Annotated in this window: 18 protein-coding genes and 1 pseudogene; 9 read left to right on the top strand and 10 right to left on the bottom strand. The window is 68.0% G+C overall.

Annotated elements, in window-relative coordinates:
- Nucleotides 1-86: 86 nt before the first annotated feature.
- Entirely contained in the window at nucleotides 87-545 is a 459-nt protein-coding gene (locus IG08_RS0125510) for a DUF6314 family protein (RefSeq protein ID WP_030606700.1), read from the top strand.
- A 489-nt stretch (nucleotides 546-1,034) separates the two neighbouring features.
- On the opposite strand, the gene IG08_RS0125505 is transcribed toward IG08_RS0125510, so the two are convergent.
- The gene (locus IG08_RS0125505) at nucleotides 1,035-1,613 is read right to left on the bottom strand and encodes a histidine phosphatase family protein (protein WP_030606697.1); all 579 of its coding nucleotides are present in this window, start codon (nucleotides 1,611-1,613) and stop codon (nucleotides 1,035-1,037) included.
- A gap of 104 nt (nucleotides 1,614-1,717) precedes the next feature.
- On the bottom strand, nucleotides 1,718-2,146 hold the full coding sequence (locus IG08_RS0125500; protein ID WP_030606694.1) for a GNAT family N-acetyltransferase: 429 nt from the start codon (nucleotides 2,144-2,146) through the stop codon (nucleotides 1,718-1,720).
- A gap of 83 nt (nucleotides 2,147-2,229) precedes the next feature.
- On the opposite strand from IG08_RS0125500, the gene IG08_RS60235 reads away from it, so the two are divergent.
- Nucleotides 2,230-2,871 carry a DUF6461 domain-containing protein gene (locus IG08_RS60235; protein WP_052424881.1) on the top strand — a complete coding sequence of 214 codons (642 nt, stop codon included), beginning with the start codon at nucleotides 2,230-2,232 and terminating at the stop codon, nucleotides 2,869-2,871.
- Here the strand turns inward: IG08_RS60235 and IG08_RS0125490 are convergent.
- Entirely contained in the window at nucleotides 2,868-4,301 is a 1,434-nt protein-coding gene (locus tag IG08_RS0125490) for an aminotransferase-like domain-containing protein (RefSeq protein ID WP_030606676.1), read from the bottom strand. The genes IG08_RS60235 and IG08_RS0125490 overlap by 4 nt on opposite strands.
- Between IG08_RS0125490 and IG08_RS0125485 the strand changes: the two genes are divergently transcribed.
- Both IG08_RS0125485 and IG08_RS0125480 read left to right on the top strand, forming a co-directional pair.
- The gene (locus IG08_RS0125485) at nucleotides 4,300-5,232 is read left to right on the top strand and encodes a DMT family transporter (protein WP_030606673.1); all 933 of its coding nucleotides are present in this window, start codon (nucleotides 4,300-4,302) and stop codon (nucleotides 5,230-5,232) included. The two genes, IG08_RS0125490 and IG08_RS0125485, sit on opposite strands and share 2 nt — an antisense overlap.
- 93 nt (nucleotides 5,233-5,325) lie before the next feature.
- Nucleotides 5,326-5,520: a DUF1918 domain-containing protein gene (locus IG08_RS0125480; protein ID WP_030606670.1), complete on the top strand. Its 195-nt coding sequence runs from the start codon at nucleotides 5,326-5,328 to the stop codon at nucleotides 5,518-5,520.
- Between the two features lies 1 nt (nucleotide 5,521).
- Here the strand turns inward: IG08_RS0125480 and IG08_RS0125475 are convergent.
- Nucleotides 5,522-5,851, bottom strand: a pseudogene (locus IG08_RS0125475) (family 10 glycosylhydrolase); the annotation flags it as partial.
- A gap of 25 nt (nucleotides 5,852-5,876) precedes the next feature.
- Here IG08_RS0125475 and IG08_RS0125470 point away from each other — a divergent pair.
- Nucleotides 5,877-7,445: a recombinase family protein gene (locus tag IG08_RS0125470; protein ID WP_030606664.1), complete on the top strand. Its 1,569-nt coding sequence runs from the start codon at nucleotides 5,877-5,879 to the stop codon at nucleotides 7,443-7,445.
- A gap of 194 nt (nucleotides 7,446-7,639) precedes the next feature.
- On the opposite strand, the gene IG08_RS0125465 is transcribed toward IG08_RS0125470, so the two are convergent.
- Nucleotides 7,640-9,133: a replication initiator gene (locus IG08_RS0125465; RefSeq protein ID WP_234342976.1), complete on the bottom strand. Its 1,494-nt coding sequence runs from the start codon at nucleotides 9,131-9,133 to the stop codon at nucleotides 7,640-7,642.
- A 1,386-nt stretch (nucleotides 9,134-10,519) separates the two neighbouring features.
- Entirely contained in the window at nucleotides 10,520-10,714 is a 195-nt protein-coding gene (locus IG08_RS0125460; protein WP_030606658.1) for a hypothetical protein, read from the bottom strand.
- Between the two features lie 190 nt (nucleotides 10,715-10,904).
- Between IG08_RS0125460 and IG08_RS0125455 the strand changes: the two genes are divergently transcribed.
- Together IG08_RS0125455 and IG08_RS0125450 are read left to right on the top strand one after the other, a co-directional pair.
- Entirely contained in the window at nucleotides 10,905-11,720 is an 816-nt protein-coding gene (locus IG08_RS0125455; protein WP_030606655.1) for a helix-turn-helix domain-containing protein, read from the top strand.
- Nucleotides 11,717-11,905, top strand: a complete 189-nt coding sequence (locus IG08_RS0125450; protein WP_106981022.1) for a DUF397 domain-containing protein — start codon at nucleotides 11,717-11,719, stop codon at nucleotides 11,903-11,905. The genes IG08_RS0125455 and IG08_RS0125450 overlap by 4 nt, the downstream gene beginning before the upstream one ends.
- Before the next feature lie 319 nt (nucleotides 11,906-12,224).
- Here IG08_RS0125450 and IG08_RS0125445 read toward each other — a convergent pair whose 3' ends face one another.
- A complete protein-coding gene (locus tag IG08_RS0125445) occupies nucleotides 12,225-13,466 on the bottom strand; it encodes a glycoside hydrolase family 10-like protein (protein WP_030606649.1) in 1,242 nt (413 codons plus the stop codon).
- A 184-nt stretch (nucleotides 13,467-13,650) separates the two neighbouring features.
- Here IG08_RS0125445 and IG08_RS0125440 point away from each other — a divergent pair, with 184 nt between their 5' ends.
- Together IG08_RS0125440 and IG08_RS0125435 are read left to right on the top strand one after the other, a co-directional pair.
- Nucleotides 13,651-14,511, top strand: a complete 861-nt coding sequence (locus tag IG08_RS0125440) for a 3-hydroxybutyryl-CoA dehydrogenase (protein WP_030606646.1) — start codon at nucleotides 13,651-13,653, stop codon at nucleotides 14,509-14,511.
- 231 nt (nucleotides 14,512-14,742) lie between these two features.
- Nucleotides 14,743-15,000 (top strand): hypothetical protein, encoded by a 258-nt coding sequence (locus IG08_RS0125435; RefSeq protein ID WP_030606644.1) that lies wholly within the window; start codon nucleotides 14,743-14,745, stop codon nucleotides 14,998-15,000.
- A 26-nt stretch (nucleotides 15,001-15,026) separates the two neighbouring features.
- Here the strand turns inward: IG08_RS0125435 and IG08_RS0125430 are convergent, their stop codons facing one another.
- The 3 genes from IG08_RS0125430 to IG08_RS0125420 form a co-directional block, all read right to left on the bottom strand.
- A complete protein-coding gene (locus tag IG08_RS0125430; protein ID WP_030606641.1) occupies nucleotides 15,027-15,572 on the bottom strand; it encodes an NUDIX hydrolase in 546 nt (181 codons plus the stop codon).
- Between the two features lie 75 nt (nucleotides 15,573-15,647).
- Nucleotides 15,648-16,988 (bottom strand): NsdA family TPR-like regulatory protein, encoded by a 1,341-nt coding sequence (locus IG08_RS0125425; protein WP_030606638.1) that lies wholly within the window; start codon nucleotides 16,986-16,988, stop codon nucleotides 15,648-15,650.
- 258 nt (nucleotides 16,989-17,246) lie between these two features.
- On the bottom strand, nucleotides 17,247-18,407 hold the full coding sequence (locus tag IG08_RS0125420) for a PP2C family protein-serine/threonine phosphatase (RefSeq protein WP_078655741.1): 1,161 nt from the start codon (nucleotides 18,405-18,407) through the stop codon (nucleotides 17,247-17,249).
- Nucleotides 18,408-18,497: the final 90 nt, after the last annotated feature.

The raw sequence follows: 18,497 nt of genomic DNA, 5'->3' as shown, positions 1-18,497 counted from the left end.
TCAGCACTTCGAACGGCAAGATAGGGAGGGGGCCGAGACGCGTCAATGGGTCGCGCAGCAACGGATGGGACGGAGTGCGGGACGGAATGGGTGAGTTCTGGCCAGTACCCGACGTGCTGACCTATCTGGCCGGGAGCTGGCGGGTGGAACGGTCGGTGCGGGATCTGGCGAGCGGCGAGGCGGGCCACTTCAGCGGTACGACGGTTTTCAGCCGGTCGGACGGCGACGGGCTCCTGCACTTCGAGTCCGGAACCTTCACCTGGCAGGGCGTCCCCCGGCCCGCCGAACGCACCCTGCGTTTCCTGCCGGGACCCTCACCGGCGACGGCGGACGTGCGCTTCGCGGACGGCCGGCCCTTCCACGACCTCGACCTGACCTCCGGCCGGCACATCGCCGACCACCCCTGCTCGGCGGACCTCTATCGCGGCGAGTTCACCGTCCACGACCGGGACCACTGGCGGAGCGTGTGGCGCGTGGGCGGCCCCGCCAAGGACCTCGTCCTCACCACCGACTACGCCCGCGAGGGCCAGGGCCTGCCCGACTGACCAGCCGGATCAGCCCGATCAGCCCGATCTGCCGGATCTGCCGGATCAGCCGGATCAGCCGGATCAGCCGGATCAGCCGGATCAGCCGGATCAGCCGGATCAGCCGGATCAGGCTGGAGCAAAGCAGCGGGCGCCGAATCAACGCAGGGGAGCGGGATTTGGCGCGTGCAGCTGCAAGGCGGAGGAGGCAGCCGACGCGGAGCGATGGGGGCCCTCCCGCTCGGGCGAAGTCGAGAGCGGGGGAGAGCGACGACAACGCCGCCGATGTACGTGCCAAACCCCGCGTCTCCGGCGTGATCCGCCGGACAGGCCCTGGGGCCTGCCGACAGATTCCCGTCGTCCGCCCGGAGGGTGGGCCGCGCGGCGTCAGGTGCGTGCTCTCGGTGTGCCGGACACAGGCGCTCGTACTGGTTGTACGTGGGTCTGCGCCCGGTGCGGCGAGAGTGCGTGCATGGCGTCGCGCGGCAGGCGGGAATGTGACGCCAGGCCCTAGGCCGGTGCCCCCTCGAAGCGGAGGGTCCAGCGTCCGGCGCGGCCCGTGACGGTCGTCGTCGACAGGGGGCGTACGTCGATGTTCCAGTACGTCGACGGTGGCGCCTTCAGGGCGTACACCAGGGCGGCCCGGATCACGGAGGGTTCGGCCACGGCGACGATACGGCCACCGTCCCCGACGGGCCGGGTGTCGAGCCAGTCACCGACCCGGGAGATGAACGCGAGCAGCGACTCACCGCCGTGGGGCGTGGCGCGGGGATCGGCGAGCCAGGCGTCCACGGCCCCCGGCTCACGGGCCATCGCCTCGCCGAGGGTCAGCCCGCGCCAGCGGCCCATGTCGCAGTCCCGCAGGGCGAGTTGCACCAGCGGTGCGTAACCGAGGGCGTCCCCGGTGGCGCGACTGCGCGGAATCGGCGAGCAGTAGCGCAGTTCCGCCGCCGCGAGCGGCAGCAACTCCCCCGCGGCGCGCTGCACCTCGTCCCAGCCGGCCTGGTCGAGCGGCCGGTCGTCCTCGAAGCGCTCCGCGAGCAGCGGGGAGCTGCGCGCGGCGGCGACGAATGTGATCCGAAGAGGCATGCGGTGATGGTGAGTGGAGAAAGTGCGCAGGTCAAGGGGTGTTATCCGGGAGTTACGCAGGGTTGGCGAAACCTTACTTCAAGGTCATGACGGGGCCGGACACATCACTGGAAAACGAGCACCATCCACTGGTCCGGCTTCTCCAGCCCCGCGAAGCCGACCTTCTCGTACACCCCGTGCGCGTCGTGCGTGGCGAGCAGGATGCGCCGCAGCCCGTACGGCCGCAGGTGCTCGCGTACGGCCTCGACCAGCGCCGTCCCGACCCCCTCGCCCCGCACCGACGGATCGACGTACACATCGCACAGCCACGCGAAGGTCACCCGGTCGGTGACGACCCGGGCATACGCCACCTGATCCCCCGAAGCCGTCTCGTACACCCCGAAGTTGAGCGAGCCCGCGATCGCGCGGTCCTGCTTCTCCCGGGAACGGCCGGTCGCCCAGTACGCGTCGGTGGACAACCAGTGGTGGACGCGCTCGGCGTCGATGCGGTCGGGGTCGGTGGAGATCTCGTAGCCGTCGGCGAGGTCGGTCATGGTGGGATCTTCGCAGGACGGGGAAGCCGAGGTCGAACGGTTTCCATCCGGGCGTTGTCAGTGGCGGGTGCGAGGCTGAACTCATGACCGAGACCACGACCGCCGCCGACTACGCGTGGCTGGAAGAGCGGTACGAGAGCCTGACGGAGGCGTACTGCATCACCCTCGTCCGAGGGCTCACCGCCCAGGAACTACTCAGGAACCTCAAGGCGGAGCCCGCCGGCCGGGTCACCGGCGTCGAGGAGCTGTACGAGCCGTCGTACGACGTGTCCGGCCACAGCCGGCTGTTCGTGGGCGCGGCCGACCTGGACGGCTGGGCGCTGATGGTCGAGTACAACGGCTACCTCGGCACCCTGGACGAGATCATGCTCCCCCTCTCCCGGGGGCGCACCGTGGTCTCCCACTTCCGCAACATCAACGCGGTGGACCACTTCAACTGGTTCGAGGACGGCACCCTGCGACTGCACTTCGAGCCCCTCTTCGCCCACGCCCGCGACGGCAGCCACCCCGACGAACTCCTCACCGAGATGCGGGAAGCGGGCTTCGACACGGAGGAACCCGACGAAGGCGACGAAGGACTCGATGGCGATGAAGGCGACGACCAGGACTTCGAGACTCTCACCGCGGCCTCCTTCGTCCTGGCCGACCGCATCACGGGCGTACGTCTGACGCCCGAGCTGTTCGCCTCCGCCGAGTTCAGGTGCGGCATAGCACCGATCAGTTAGAGCACCTCGTCGCACGCGCCCCGCAACCGCCGTACGCCCTCGCCGATCTCACCGGTCCCCGCCACCGCCGCGAAGCTCAACCGCACGTGTCCCGCGGGGGGTTCGGCACTGAAGTACGGGCGGCCCGGCGTGATCGCGACGCCCGCGCGCAGGGCGGCCGCCGTCAGAGCAGACTCGTCCGTGCCGTCGGGAAGGCGGAGCCAGAGGTGGTAGCCGCCCGACGGGATGTGCGGGAGGGCGAGTTCGGGGAGGCCCGACCGCAGCGCCGCCGTCATCGTGTCGCGGCGGGTCTTCAACTCCGCGGAGATCGTGCGCAGATGGCGGGGCCAGGCCGGGGAGCCCACGAGTTCGAGCGCCGCTTCCTGGAGCGGCCGGGGGACGAAGAAGGTGTCGACCACCTGGATGGCGCGCAGCCGTTCCAGCACCGGGCCGCGTGCGACGAGCGCGCTCACCCGGAAGCTGGGCGAGGTCGCCTTGGTGAGCGAACCGACGTACACGACCCCGCCGTCGGGATCGTCGGCGGCGAGCGGCCGCGGCAGCGGCCCGGCGTCCTCGTGCACGAGCCGTCGTACGAAGTCGTCCTCCACGACGAACGCACCGGCCTCGCGCGCGATGCGCAGCACCTCGGCGCGCCGTTCGGGGGCGAGTACCGCACCGGTCGGGTTCTGGAACAGCGGCTGGCAGACGAACAACCGGGCGCCGGTCGCCCGGAACGCGTCGGCGAGCAACGCGGGCCGGACTCCGTCCGCGTCCACCGGAACCGGCACCGGACGGAGGCCGGCCGCTCGCGCGATCGCCAGCATGCCCGGATACGTGGGCGACTCCACCAGCACGGGCGCACCAGGAGGCGCCAGTGCACGGAGCGCGGTGGTGAGTGCCGACTGGCCGCCCGCGGAGATCAGCACCTCGGCCGCGGTGACGGCCCCGCCGATGCTCCGCGCGAACCACTCGCGCAGCTCCGGCAGCCCCTCCATGGGCGGTCGCCCCCAGGCGCCGGGACGGCGTGCGGCGCGGGCGAGCGCCGCGGCGAGCGCCTGTTCGGGCTGGAGCGACGGATGCAGATAGCCACCGTTGAACTCGATGACGCCGGGCGGCGGAGCGGCGAGCGAGACCAGCACACCGGAGGCGTCGACCGAGCGTGGTACGAGGTCGGCGGCGCTGTCCGCACTCAGTGCCAGCTCCTGCCAGGACGTGTCCCCCGCCGGCGCGGGCCTCGTGCGTGGCCGTGCGCGGAACGCCCCGGCGCCGGGGCGGGTGACCACGAGCCCCTCGGCGGCCAGCTGCCCGAGGGCCCGCGAGACGGTCACCGGACTCACCCGGTAGCGCTCGACGAGGGCCCGGCTCGACGGGAGCTTTCCACCAGGAGAGTAGCGGTCGAGTTCCCTCCTCAGCCGTTCCACCAGTTCACCGACACTGCTACGCTCGTGCATGAGAGTACAGAGTAGCGCTACCCCCTCCACCCGGATAGCGGTTGCCGCCCCCGTCTCCCCCGTGTCCCCCGTCTCCCGGACGAGGGGCACTCTCCTCGCCGCCCTCGGCGTCGTCTCCTTCTCCCTCACCTTCCCCGCGACCGCGTGGGGCCTGGAAGGCTTCGGCGCCTGGTCGCTGGTGGCCGTACGGAGCGTCCTCGCGGCGCTGATCGCCGGGTCCTGTCTGCTGGCGCTGCGTGTACCGGTTCCCGCCCGCCGCCACTGGGCGGGCCTCGCGGTCGTCGCCGCCGGGGTCGTCGTCGGCTTCCCGCTGCTGACCACGCTCGCGCTGCAGACGTCGACCACCGCGCACGCCGCCGTGGTGGTCGGCCTCCTCCCGCTGACCACCGCCCTGCTGTCCGCCCTGCGCCTGGGCACCCGCCCCTCCCGCACCTTCTGGGCCGCGGCGGGCGCGGGCGCGGCCGCGGTGGTCGCCTTCACCGTGCAGCAGAGCGGTGGCGCCCTGACCTCCGCCGACCTGTATCTCTTCGCCGCGCTGCTGGTGTGCGCGGCCGGCTACACCGAGGGCGGCCTGCTGGCCCGGGTCATGCCCGGCTGGCAGGTCGTCGGCTGGGCGCTGGTGCTGTGTCTGCCGCTCACCGTGCCCGCCGCCGTGGTCGCGCTGTCGCACGAGCCCGTGCACCTCACCGCGCACAGCGTCGCCGGACTGCTGTGGGTGGCTGCGGGCTCGCAGTTCCTCGGTCTGGTCGTCTGGTACCGGGGCATGGCGGCCATCGGGATCCCCAAGGCCAGCCAGTTGCAGTTGGCCCAGCCCCTGCTCACACTGGTGTGGTCGGTGCTGCTGCTCGGCGAGCACCTGACGGTGGCCGCCCCGCTGACCGCCGCGGCGGTGCTCGTGTGCATCGCCGTCACCCAGCGGGCGCGGGGCTGAGCGGCGTGCACGCGCCGGTCCCAACCGGGCCCCCGCGCCGTAAACTCAAGGCCACGGACCGCTGCTCCCGCACATGGTGAGGAGGCCCTTCAGATGCGTGCAACCGTGGGCGACCAGATCGTCCAGCACGGCAGGGTGGTCGGACAGCACGACAAGATCGGCGAGATCGTCGAAGTGATGGGCCAGGAGGGCAACCCCCCGTACCGCGTCCGCTTCGAGGACGGGCACGAGGGCGTGTGCTCACCCGGCCCCGACACCGAGATCCGGCACAAGGAGCTCGGCAGGTAGGTCAGCGCGGGGTCCTCGCCGGCCGCCCGTAGTGGTCGGCGACCACCCGCGCCATGGCGCCGATGGGATCCGCCGTCACTTCCTTGGCGGCGAAGAAGACATGTCCGCGCACCTCGCTGTGGTCCTTGGCGAGGGTGAGGTGCCGCGAGAGCTCGGCGGGGTCCTGCCAGGCCGCCGCCTGCGCCGGATCACCGGCCTTGTACAGGGCTTCGCCCACATAGAGCTTCGTCCTGCTCCCCTGGGCCGTCTTGGCCCACCAGGACACCAGCTTGGCGTAGTCGGCGGCCGCGAAGCCGATGTTCCAGTAGACCTGCGGCCAGGTGTATCCAAGGTGACAAACACCTTAGGCTTGCCGCATGACGATCACGAGAGCGAGCCACGATCGCCCATGGACAGAGGGCGAGTTGACCGAGCTTGCGCACCTCAAGTCTGTGAACGAGCAACTCCCGGAGGACTCTCCGCGCGCGCTGCTCTCAGTGCGCCTGTCGATCCTGACCGACGACACGACGTCTCCGGTACGCCAAGAGCTGGACCTCTGGCGCAAGGCGAACGACGACAGGGTCAGAGTCGTAGGAGTCGCCAGGGACCTGAACGTATCGGCGACCAAGGTCCCGCCTTGGAAGCGCAAGGAACTGGGGGAGTGGCTCAACGACCGGTCCCCCGAGTTCGACGTTCTGATGTTCTGGAAGCTGGACCGCTTCGTCCGCCGCATCCTGGACCTACAAGTGATCATCAACTGGTGCCAGGAGTACGGGAAGAACCTCAAGTCCCTTCACGACCCCATCGACCTCTCCAGCACGATAGGCAAGACAATCGTCTCCCTCATTGCTGGCATGGCAGAGATCGAGGCCGCAAACACCGGTATCCGAGTTGCCTCCGTGTGGCAGCACGCGAAGACGCAGGAAACCTGGATCATCGGTCGCCCCCCGTTTGGGTACATGACAGAAAAGGGCAAAGGCGAGAAGGTCCGCCTCGTAATTGACCCCTTCCGTTACAGGATCTTGCGCTGGGCTTACGGCGCGGCGCTACGAGGCGTCTCCGCTTCGAAGATGGCCAAGATTCTCAATCGCGCACGAATCCCGGGGGCGAACGGCGGGAAGTGGACCTCAACCACACTCCTCATTCAGCTTCGTAATCCCGCCATCATGGGATTGCGTGTTGAGACCTCTAGCCGGTCCGGACGGAAGCGCTCGAAGGAAGTGCTCGACGGCAAGGGAAATCCCATCAGGGTAGCGGAACCTATCCTGACTCAGGAAGAGTTCGACGAGCTACAGAGCGCCCTCGACCGAGCCAGCAGAACCAATGAAAATCCATGGACTGCAGGGGCAACCAAGTTCCTTGGTGTCATCGTCTGCCGCATCTGCAAGACCAACTACACCGTACGTACATCGACCAGCCGAGGAATTCGGTACAAGTACCTTCGGTGCCGTGTATGCGGGGGCAAGGGAGCAGACCCTCAAGAGCTTTACGCGGCTCTCGTGGAGGCTGTGCTTGAGGAGCTTGGGGATCATCCCGTTGAGTACAGGGAATACGCCCGTGGTGCAGAAAAGCGAGACCAGCTCCGCCAGGTAGAAGCATCCATCAAGTACTACATGGAAGGCCTCGCCCCCCGAGGCCGGTTCGACCGAGGGGGATTCGTCAAAGAGACCGCCGAGGAAACTCTTCAGTCCCTACTCAAGCAGATGGACGAGATCGATCCGGAGAGCACCAAAGACAGGTGGGTTCTCACTCATGGTGGTCGCACGTACCAACAGCAGTGGGAGGCTGGAGGCACGGAAGATATGTCTCGGGATCTCCTGCGTGCCGGTATCAAATTCGAGGTGGGATACAACGAGTCAAACGAGGTTGAGGCAGACCTACTGATTCCCGAGGACGTCAGGGAGCGCCTGGTAATCCGAGAGGACGCCTTCAAGACTGGTTTCTGAGAATGCAAGGAACCCCGGCACCCACAAGGGAGCCGGGGTTCCTTTACGTCAGGGCTTCTTTACGCGGACGAGTTTCCGCTCTCCACTCTCACTGACTCGATACACGCGCACCGTAACTCTTTCGCCCCGCCCAACGATCCGCGAGCGGGATATCACTTCACCGGACTGCCGTTTCCTCCTTTTCTTAGCATTACTCACAACCACTCCCCCCACTGCTGCGCGTCCTCCCGTGCCTCCTTGGCCAGTTGGAGGCTCTGGGCGTGGCTCTCGGCGATTCCGGCAGCGAATTCGGCGGCGCCGGGGGTGTAGCCGGATCCGGCGTAGCGCCAGGCCGATTCCGTGACTGTGTTCGGATCGTCCCCGGGTTTGGTGTCGCCCCTGCGGTGGTCGGCGCGCTCCTCGCGCAGTGCGCCGTAGGTGGTGGAGTAGCGGCGGGACTTGGTGAGGATGTGGCCCCGGTAGCCGAGGCCATGAGCCCAGGCGCGGAGCCGGAGGTGTTCCAGTTCGGCGAGGCCGCCCAGGCGCCAGCAGGTACCCATCAGGGCCCGTACGTGACTGTTGACGACCGCCGCGCGGATGTCTTCCAGGCTGGTGACGCGGTAGTCCAGTCCGGCAGCTGTGTCGGCCGCGCCCTTGGTGACGTACTTGGCGACGTACCCGGCGACGGCCGCATCTGACGGAATGTCACTATCGGGGAGAGGGCGGATCGGGTGGGCGTCGAACTGCTCTCCCCAGCCGACCCGTTCGGTGCCGTAGGCGCCGGAGTCCGGCACCGTGACGAAGCTGGACGCGGCAGCGTGCTCGACCGCGTCCAGGAGCAGGTCCTCACTGGCCCAGTCCGGCGCGGATGAGGCGGGACCGTCCGGCCCGTCCAGGCGTACGACGGCATGGAAGTGGATCGCCGCGCGCCGCTGGAACTCGGCGACCTTGGCGAAGGACACCACCAGGTGCTCACCGAGCTTGGAGCGCGGTATCCCACCGGCCGAGGCCAGGTGACGCCGTACGGCGGTGGTGAACCGGTCCCATAGCCGTCCGGCGTGTGCGTGCCACAGCACATGCCCGGTGTAGTCGTAGCAGTCCGGGCACAGCGGCAGGCCGACCAGCGGGTCATCCTCGGTGTGCACCAGGCCGCAGCCGAGGCGCAGCCCATGCTCGCAGCGCGGATCATCCCGGCGCGGACGGCACCGATCTCCGTCGAGCACGCGATGTACCGGCCCGAACGAGGGGGCGGTCAGCGTGACGAACAGCCGGGGCCGATCCCGCACCGCATCCGGTACACCTTTGCCGCCGGACAAGCCCGCACGGATCAGCTGGAAGGTATCCCCGGCATGCAGGCGAGAGCACGGCTCGCACACCGAGGCACGCCGGTTACGGCAGCGCACCGCCAGCCGCTCACCAGGCTCCCCGTCCGTCGAGTACGAGGAGAACACCTCACCCGTGACGGCATTACGGGTGACCGTGGAACCGGACAGGTAAATGGGATTGGCGCAGCCGCCAATTGCTTTGATCTGCTCCTTCCAGCGGGAGAAGAGCGGATCGTTGACGAGCCGTATAAGGTCACGGTCCACCTCTGAGAGAGCTTGCAGACGTAGTTCGCGCGCCAGAGCGTCGGAACGCCCGGCCGGAGCGGACGATCCGGCGGACAGGTTGGTTGCTTGTGCGGTGATGGTGCGTGGTTCGGCAGACATGGCGCGGCCTCCAGAGCCTGAAATCGGGAAGTAGGTAACGGGTGTTCATGGCTTCTCTCCTTTGCGCTCACAGGGCGCGTATCCTGCATACGCCCTGATCAGGCGCAGTCAACTTGCCTTTGAATTATATGAGTTGCCACCGACAACGGCCTGTTACTTTTCCGTGATACACACCACCGGCACATCGGGAACTTCCGGAACTCCGTAATGGAATCGGCCGGAGTAAGAACCACATCAGCTCGCGCCGACTCATAACGGCAGCGGTACGTCAACTGAATTACCGCCGAGGCGAAGGCACTTGAGGGCACGTCCGCAGGGCGGGAGTCTCTCGGCTCCGGCAACGGTGGACCGAGCGTTTCTGTCCGGCCGGTTGCATTCCGCGCCGTGCATCCAGCGGGAGACGGGAGCGGTCAGCGGTTCGGGGGGTGGCGGAATCTGGCTTTACCTTGTCCAGGCGCGCCTTCGGCGCGCCGCCGGAACGGCTTGCCGCACCCCGGCCCGGCATGCGGCCTTCGGCCGGTCCGGTCCGGGGCGCCGCCGCCCCGGCGCACACCAGACGCGCCCGGAGATGTGCGCCAGATCCAGCACGGCCCACCTTGCCCGCCCCGACCCCGTGAACTCTGGCCCGAGACTCACGGCCTCCAGCAGCCCAGCCACCGATCCGGACCACGACACTCTCACCGGCCAGCCCAAGAACCTGTCCCACGCGGCATCAGCCAGTTCATACCCGCCGGAACAGCTGGAGTTTGGGTTCACCCTCTTGGGCCGGGGGCCGACGGCCTACGAGGCTTTTAGGCAGCCACCATGGGGCGAGCCTCGAAGAACAGGGGGCCGATCGGGCTATTGCGGGCAGGCTCCAAGAGACTGCCCGATCCGCTGGCGAGCGTAAGGCCCCCTGTTCACTCGCCCCATGGCAGCTCCCGCCCAAAAGCCTCTACGGCCGGCGGCGTGCCCAAACCGCGCCATCACCAGGGCAGATCAACAAGCCCAAGAAGAAATACAAAAGCCTTCCCTCACCGGTTCTTGCGGGGATACACGGGACCGTATCCACCGGTAAGGGAAGGCGTGATACCCCGCCTCCGCCAAGGGCTCTGACTTGGCAAGGGGAGACCAGTCTTCGGAATCATCCTTGACGGAGGCGGGAGTTCAAGGGGTCCTCTTCTCTAGCACCACTAAGACGACGATGTAGCCACACACAGAGAACCAGATCAGAAGGCAGAGAACCGCTCCCCAAAATGGGCCATCGGCAGTGAATCGCCAAGACCGAAGTTCCCGGGGCACTTCATCGTCGGAAGACGTCACACGTGGCGGCCAGCTCATCGACGTCCCCATCCACTCTTACTCTCCTCGTTCTTCTTCTTGACTTTCTCGGGAACATCAGTGGGCTCACCGGGCATTGACGGACTCCTCAGGGTGCCTGGCACGCAACGTGAGCCCGTCGCGAATGATGTTGTGCAGAACCATGCCGACGCGCACGTTGCAGGCACCAAGCCGGATCAAGAATTCTCCACTGGTGGCGACCGCGAACTGGGGGAGCCTGATCCCGGCATCGTCGAGTGCTCCGCCGAGTGCGATGGACACCTCTGACGCCTCAACAGCTGCCGGTCGCACATCAGGATCGTCGTGGGGGGACACCATTTCCATACCTCTCGGAGGTTGCTGTTCGTAGTTCCATCGTCGCCGTCCGGCGTTACGATCAACAGGTCCGAGGTGTTGACAGTCGCGGGTGTCACGTGTGACAACACCCCATGTCACAGGGAAGGTTGAGCCGGTGGCCGTACTCGAAGAGCAGAACGAGACCGACAGCATGCTGAAGTTCTTCGGGGACGAGTTGCAGCGGCTCCGCGCCGAACAGGGCAAGTCGCAACAAGCACTTGCTGACGCGTGTTTCTGCAACCGCACTTTGGTCAACAAGATCGAGAACGCCAAGCGCGTACCATCCAAGAACTTCGCGCTGCACGCGGATGAGTTCTTCCAAACAGGTGGCCATTTCGAACGACTGTGGCCTCTGGTCATCAAGTACGCGTACCCGAGTTGGTTCCGGCCGTACGTCGAGCTTGAAGCCCAAGCAGCCATCATCCGCGCATTCGACACGATGATCATCCCTGGACTCCTACAGACAAGGGCCTACGCTCACGCCGTCCTGGCCTCTGGACGCAGCAACGACGTTGACGGGCTACTGGACGCCCGCATGGAACGACAGGCCATCCTCGAACGAGAGACTCCGCCCGAGTTGTGGGTCGTCATGGAGGAATACGCACTGAGGCGCAAGGTGGCCGACAGTCAGGTGATGCGCGAGCAGCTACAGCAGTTGATCGATGTATCCGAGCGGCCATCCACCGTGATTCAGGTGGTGCCGTTCTCGGCGGGGGCACACGCAGGCATCGCCGGACCGTTCCACTCGCTGACCTTCGCGGAGGGCAATCCGGTGGTGTACGTGGACGGCTTCCTGAAGGGCCAGCTTCTGGCCGACCCGACAGAGGTCAAGGCCGCCCAACGAGCCTATGATCTGCTCATGGGCACTGCCCTTGACGTTCAGAAGTCGGTCGACCTGATCGCCGAAGTCATGAAGGAAGTAGCAACGTGATCCGCGCAAACAGCCTGCCGGAGACGGCTTGGCGCAAGAGTTCGTACAGCAGCGACAACGGCGGCACGTGCGTCGAGGTCGTTGACGGTCTTCCGGCCGTGCCCGTCCGTGACTCCAAGGCCAAGGAAGGCCCTTCCCTGGTCTTCGGACGTTCCGCATGGTCAGCGTTCGTCGACGCCCTCTGATCGACATAGAAGCCGCACAGAGCCCCCTTTCAGCTTTGAGAGGGGGCTCACTGCTGTACGCGAGGGTCTCTCGTGCCCCTGAGAGGGGCTCAGGACTGCTTTGCCCCTTGCCTTCTGACAGCGACCTTGATGGACGTAGCCCCGGACCTTCTCCGGGGCAGGGGAGTGACTTCCCCCGGTTCTACGCGTTGCTGCCGGGGAACCGCCTCAGCCCTGAGTAGCGCCCCACTGATGTGGGCCTGCTCCTGCTCGCTGTGTTGATCAAGGAGCTTGGCAAGCAGGGCATAGGAACCGTCGAGTCCCGTACTCCTGCTACCCGTCATCGCGGCACCTTCGCTGGCCGCTGGTAATGGTCGGCAACCACGCGAGCCATCGCACCGATCGGGTCTGCCCCGACCTCCTTGGCAGCGAAGAAGACGTGGCCCTTCACCTCCGGATGCTCCGCAGCCAGCGTGAGATGCCGGGAGAGTTCGGCCGGGTCCTGCCACTGCTTGGGCTGCGCCGGGTCGCCCGCCTTGTACAGGGCTTCGCCGATGTAGAGCTTCGTCCTGCTGTGCCTCGCCACCTCCGACCACCAGGGCACGAGGACGGAATAATTCGCAGGAACTTGCTGGTCAAGAGGTTGTGCCAACCAATACAGCTGCGGCACGAGGTAGTCGATCCAGCCCTTCTGGACCCACTTGCGGGTGTCGGCGTAGTTGTCGTCGTACGACTGCACACCGGCCCGGGTGTCCGAGCCGAGCGGGTCGGTGGCGGCGTTGCGCCACACTCCGAAGGGGCTGATGCCGAACTGGGTGGTGGGCCGGATCCGCTTGATCCGGGCCGCCGTCTCCAGGACCAGCCTGTCGATGTTGTCGCGCCGCCAGTCGGCCCGGTTCGAGAAGCCGCCGCCGTACTCGTCGAAGGCCGCGTCGTCGTCGAAGGTCTGGCCCGCCACCGGGTACGGGTAGAAGTAGTCGTCGAAGTGGACCGCGTCCAGCGGGTACTTCTTCACCGCGTCCAGGATCGCCTTCTGCACGAAGGCGCGTACTGCGGGCAGCCCGGGGTTGTAGTAGAGCTTCCCGCCGTACGTCACCACCCACTCCGGGTGCCGGCGGGCGGGGTGGGAGGAGATGAGCTTCGTCGGATCCGCCTGATTGGAGATGCGGTACGGGTTGAACCAGGCGTGCAGTTCCAGGCCGCGGGCGTGGGCCTCCTCGACGGCGGTGCCCAGCGGGTCCCAGCCGGGGTCCTTGCCCTGGGTGCCGGTGAGGTACTGCGACCACGGTTCGTACGGTGAGGGCCACAGCGCGTCGGCCGTGGGGCGCACCTGGAAGACCACCGTGTTGAGGCCGGACTCCACGGCCTTGTCGAGGTGGGCGAGCAGCTCGGCACGCTGGTCCGCGGCGCTCAGACCCGCGCGGGAGGGCCAGTCCCGGTTCGCCACGGTCGCCACCCACACGCCCCGCATCTCGCTGGCCTCCCGCGGCCGGCGGGCAGGTGCGGCCGACGCACTGCCCGAGGCCGTGGTGACCGTCGTCAGCGCGGCCAGCGCGAACGCCCGACGTGACAAACGCCCCATCTGTACACCCCAAGAACCCCAAGGATCCGCCCGACCGCGGATCGTTCGCGCCCAGGATGCCCGACCCCACTGATCGATCATCGATACTTTCCAGTAACCTGCACGAACGGAGCAGGGCATCTTCACCAAGGGGCATCTTCACCACGAGATCCTGCGATGTCCGTGGACCAGCGAAAGGGACGATGTGAGCGACATCGAGCGCGTCGGAGTGGTCGGCTGCGGCCAGATGGGAGCGGGCATCGCCGAGGTGTGCGCCCGGGCCGGACTGGATGTGAAGGTCGCCGAGACCACCGGCGAGGCCCTGGAGATCGGCCGGACCCGGCTGCTCAACTCTCTTGCCAAGGCGGCCGAGCGCGGCAAGATCAGCGCGGCGGAGCTGGAGGAGACGCAGGCGCGGCTCAGCTTCACCACCGACCTCGGCGAGTTCGCGGACCGCGACCTGGTGATCGAGGCCGTCGTCGAGAACGAGCAGGTGAAGACCGAGATCTTCCAGGTGCTCGACCAGGTGGTGACCCGCCCGGACGCGATCCTGGCCTCCAACACCTCCTCCATCCCGCTGGTGCGGCTGGCGGTCGCCACCTCGCGCCCCGACCAGGTCGTCGGCATCCACTTCTTCAACCCGGCCCCGGTGCAGAAGCTCGTCGAGCTGATCCCGGCGCTCACCACCTCCGAGGGCACGCTCAGCCGGGCCCAGGCCTTCGCGGAGAAGCTGCTGGGCAAGCACGCGATCCGCGCCCAGGACCGCTCCGGCTTCGTGGTGAACGCGCTGCTGATCCCGTACCTCCTCTCCGCGATCCGGATGTTCGAGTCGGGCATCGCCAGCCGCGAGGACATCGACAACGGCATGGAGCTCGGCTGCGCCCACCCGATGGGCCCGCTGAAGCTGTCCGACCTGATCGGCCTGGACACGGTCGCCTCCGTGGCGTACTCGATGTACGAGGAGTACAAGGAGCCGCTGTACGCCGCTCCCCCGCTGCTGCAGCGCATGGTCGACGCCGGCCGGCTGGGCCGGAAGTCCGGCTCGGGCTTCTACACCTACAGCTGAACTACGTCTGATCTACGGCCGATTGCACAGTGCCCGTTCCAGGGTGCCGGTTACACAGTGCGACGGCCACGGGCCCGGCACTCTTCGGAGCGCCGGGCCCGCCGTATTCACACACCGTGTGCGCGCCGGGCTCGCATATGCCCGTCGCACACTCTCCCCACGCGTCCACCAGGCGAGTTGACTCTTCATGCGCATGCAAGGGATGTGACGACTACGGAAAGGAGCGGACCAGTGACCGCCGACCCCGAACATCCCGTGGTCCATGGAGAACTCGCAGAGTTACGTCGCCGCCTCGATGTCGCGTACGCACGCGTCGAGGGAGGGCTGGCGCTGCTCAGCCATCGTACGGAGGAGACGAACAAGGAAATCGACAACCTGAGCGCACGGATCGTCGCCCTGGAGCACGCCCGCTGGCCGCTGCCGGCTGTCGCAGCCGTCACGGCCGTGGGCGCACTCATCGTCGCCGTCTGGCAGGCCCTGGGACACTGAGGCATCGGGAGATGTGGGTGGGGATGTCAGGGCAAGGTGTCCTGCCCGAGCCTGAGATGGTGCAACAGGAGTAACGCGGCCGCCATGTTGGCGGCCGGGACCTCCCCGCGGGCGACCATGTCGGGGACGAGTTTGAGGGGAACCCATTCCCGGCGGTCTGATTCGAAGTCGTCCACGGGGTGTCCGACGTACTCGCCCTCGTCGGCCCAGTAGATGTGGTGCCGGGCGTCGGTGAGCCCGTTGGAGGGCTCCACGGTCATGAGGTGGTGCAGCGGTCCCGGTCGCCAGCCGGTCTCTTCCTCGAGTTCCCTGGCGGCCGCCACGGCGATGTCCTCGCCGTCCTCGACCACGCCCGCGGCGAGTTCCCACCCCCAGCTGTCGGTGATGAAGCGGTGGCGCCACAGGAGGAGGACCTCATTGGCCTCGTTCACCACCGTGGCCACGGCGACGGGCCGCAGCCGTATCAAAAAGTGATCGAGGTGCCGACCGTCCGGCAGCTCCACATCGGCGAGATTGACGCTGAACCAGCGGTTTTCATACACGGTTTGTTCGTTCTGTTTCGTCCACTGCACGGTTCTGCCACCTTCCGTCGAGTAAGTGGCAATATCGCAGCAGGGACTATGAGGTGTCGGTGCTCGTGTACCCGCTTACAGCGGTACGCGCAGCGCGCCGTCGATGAGTTCGGCTGCCTCGGCCGTGCCGGCGCAGCCGCTGCGCACCAGGTGTTCGCGTACCGCCCGGAGTCTGTCGCGCAACCGCTGGGACTCCATCCCGCGGGCCTGTTCGGCCATCTGTACGGCGGTGGCCACCGCCTTGTCGGCGTTGCCCTGGCGCAGGGCGATCGTGCTGAGCATGGCGAGCCGGTGCACCCTGCCCCGGTCGTGGGCGGGGTTGTCGACGGCCGCCGCGGCGTGCTCCGCGGCCGCCGCCAGCTCGCCGAGGCTGAGGAGCGCCTCCGCCACCTGGACATTGACCAGTCCCGGCTGGACATAGCCCGTTTCGTCGGGCTCGTATCCGCGCCGGATGCGTTCGGCGGCCTGCTCGGCCCGCCGGATGCAGGACAGCGCGCTCGTGCCGTCGCCGAGGTGTGCGTACGCCTTCGCCTGCATCGCGTACAGGTCGGAGGCGAGCGCCGGCGTGATGTGCTTGCCGGCGGCGCGCAGCGCGGCCTCCGCGAAGGCGACGGCCTGGCGGTACTCCCGCATGAAGAGCGACTGGTTGACGAGCAGCGCGATGACGTACGCGCCAAGTCCCCTGTCCCCACTGGCCTTCGCGAGCCGCAGCGCCTGGTGGAAGTAGCGCTGGGCGAGGCCGTGAGCGTCGGAGTCGTAGGCGCAGATGCCGGCGATGGCGACTAAACCGCCGGTCGCCCGGTGGAGTTGGCGGCCGGTGGCGTCGGTGTAGCTGCCGCGCAGCAGCGGGGCGGCCTCGGCGTTCAGGAAGCCGACGATGCGGCTGCGGGTCGCCACGCCGCCGGCCTTGCGGTACATCTGCTCGTAGTGGGTACGTGCGGCGCGCAGCATCTCGAGGTCGGCCGGGGTGACCCGGTGCCGGCCGCCACGCGAGACGTCCACGTCCTCGGGCGGGTTCTCCCACTCCCACACGGGCATGACGGCGGGCGTGCCGGTGACCGCGGGCGCGCCCAGGATGTGCGGACGCTGCTGTTCGTCGGAGCGCCACAGGGCGGTGGCCCGCTCGACGAACCCGGACAGCGAGGTGCCGTGCGGGGCGGACGGCTCGCCGGGCACGCCGAGGCCGATGTCGTCGAGGGTGACGGGGCGTTGCAGCCGGCCGGCCAGCACCTCGCAGATCAGGTCGGGTACCTGGCCGCGGGGCCGCTGGCCCTTCAACCACCGTGCCACGGCGGTGTGTTCGTAGCGGAGCGCGAGTCCACGCGCCCGTCCCGCCTGGTTCACATGGGCGGCGAGTCCCGCGTGCGAGATCCCCGCCTCGTCCAGGATGGCGTCGAGCAGAGTGTTGGGCTGCATGGGAGGCCCCCGTTGGCTCGGTGCGGACAGAGTAGTGCGAACCCCTTCACACGGGGTGTGAACGGAGTGCTCGAATCCGCAGCGTGCGCGCACTGTTGCGGAGAGTTTCCAGCCGGTTGACTGAAATGCCTCGCAAGAGGCCGGTCGGGCCGCCGGCTCCCCCTCGTACAGTGCGGCGGCCCGTTTCGCGCCGTCCGCCGAAGCTGCCTGCCCGACACTCCGTGGCTCGGCGGACGGTGCGACCAAACGCCGGTGCTGTCACAGGTGTGTGGTCGGCTGCGGGTGCGTTGGGGCTTGTCGCGCAGTTCCCCGCGCCCCTGAGGCATGCCGCACTTGCCGGTCGTTTCTGAGTACCAGTAAGGCGATGTCGTCCGCCGGAGTGCCGCCAGTGTGGTTCAGGAGGGCGGTGAAGACCGAACCCAACAAGGCTTGAGGGGTGCTGCGGGCAACCCTGGACAGTGCGTCGCGCAACGAGAAGAAGCGGCCGCGGCTGTCCCTTGCGTCCTCCGCTCCGTCCGTGTGCAGGACCAAGGCCTCGCCCGGGAGCAGGTGGCCGCACTCCAGGGGCGACAGATCGCGCGGCAGTGGGAACGGGCCGAGGGGTGGGAAGGGGGCCACGTGCGAGAGGGACTCGACCCCTGTGCCGCTCAGCAGATACGGCCACGGATGGCCACAGTTCAATGCCCGCACCTCTCCATCCCGGCCGATCTCCAGCAGCAGTACGGTGACGAACTCCTCGGCGACCGGGTTGTCGGGCTCCTCGCCGGTGGAGGGGTGTTCGGCGCGGGAGCGCTCGCGCAGATGGCGGGCCAACGCGCGGTCCAGTCTGCGCAGCACACCGCCGAGTTCGGGCTCGTCGTGCACGGCCTCGCGGAAGCTGCCGAGGACGGCGGCGGCCGTGGCGATGGAGGTGAGGCCGTGCCCTCGGACGTCGCCCATCACGACCCGGACGCCGTGTTCGGTGGCGATGACGTCGTACAGGTCACCGCCGATGGCGGCGTCGCGGTCCGCGGACAGCTGGGCGGCGGCGACGTGCAGCCCGTCGATGCGCGGGGGCAGAGGCCGCAGTAACGCGCTCTGCGCGGCGCCCGCGATGCGGCGGGCCTGCCTGAGTTCACGCAGCAGGGCGTGTCGGACGTGGACGACCAGTCCGGTGCCCACAACGAAGAAGACGGCACTGGTGACGGCGCGCGCCCCGAAGCCGTTCTGCTGGGCGAGCGGACAGGCCAGCTTGTAGGTGATCGCGACGGCGCCCCAGACCGTGGGCAGCCCTAACGAAAGGGCCCGCCGCAACGGTCGGCGGGCGGGCCGACGGGTGCTCGTCCGGAGCCAGGCGGGAAGCCGCCGGCGACCGGGTCCCCGTGAGTCCGTCCGGGGCCGCCCCACACTGCGGGGCACCCCAGCCTTGATGCGGATCATGCCGATGGCCCCCCAATTAGGCCCTGACAGCGCAATCGGACCGACCCCGAAAGGCCGGTCCGATTCTGTCGACAGCATGGGCCGAAAGGG

Origin of the sequence: Streptomyces fulvoviolaceus, assembly GCF_000718165.1 — a bacterium.
GTDB lineage: Bacteria > Actinomycetota > Actinomycetes > Streptomycetales > Streptomycetaceae > Streptomyces > Streptomyces fulvoviolaceus.
Note: the sequence above shows the minus strand (reverse complement) of the source record. Positions and strands in the feature narration are given on the sequence as shown.

Coding starts and splice junctions, on each gene's coding strand:
- IG08_RS0125510 (WP_030606700.1), top strand. CDS start 87: ATGGGTGAGTTCTGGCCAGTACCCGACGTGCTGACCTATCTGGCCGGG.
- IG08_RS0125505 (WP_030606697.1), bottom strand. CDS start 1,613: ATGCCTCTTCGGATCACATTCGTCGCCGCCGCGCGCAGCTCCCCGCTG.
- IG08_RS0125500 (WP_030606694.1), bottom strand. CDS start 2,146: ATGACCGACCTCGCCGACGGCTACGAGATCTCCACCGACCCCGACCGC.
- IG08_RS60235 (WP_052424881.1), top strand. CDS start 2,230: ATGACCGAGACCACGACCGCCGCCGACTACGCGTGGCTGGAAGAGCGG.
- IG08_RS0125485 (WP_030606673.1), top strand. CDS start 4,300: ATGAGAGTACAGAGTAGCGCTACCCCCTCCACCCGGATAGCGGTTGCC.
- IG08_RS0125490 (WP_030606676.1), bottom strand. CDS start 4,301: ATGCACGAGCGTAGCAGTGTCGGTGAACTGGTGGAACGGCTGAGGAGG.
- IG08_RS0125480 (WP_030606670.1), top strand. CDS start 5,326: ATGCGTGCAACCGTGGGCGACCAGATCGTCCAGCACGGCAGGGTGGTC.
- IG08_RS0125470 (WP_030606664.1), top strand. CDS start 5,877: ATGACGATCACGAGAGCGAGCCACGATCGCCCATGGACAGAGGGCGAG.
- IG08_RS0125465 (WP_234342976.1), bottom strand. CDS start 9,133: ATGTCTGCCGAACCACGCACCATCACCGCACAAGCAACCAACCTGTCC.
- IG08_RS0125445 (WP_030606649.1), bottom strand. CDS start 13,466: ATGGGGCGTTTGTCACGTCGGGCGTTCGCGCTGGCCGCGCTGACGACG.
- IG08_RS0125425 (WP_030606638.1), bottom strand. CDS start 16,988: ATGCAGCCCAACACTCTGCTCGACGCCATCCTGGACGAGGCGGGGATC.
- IG08_RS0125420 (WP_078655741.1), bottom strand. CDS start 18,407: ATGATCCGCATCAAGGCTGGGGTGCCCCGCAGTGTGGGGCGGCCCCGG.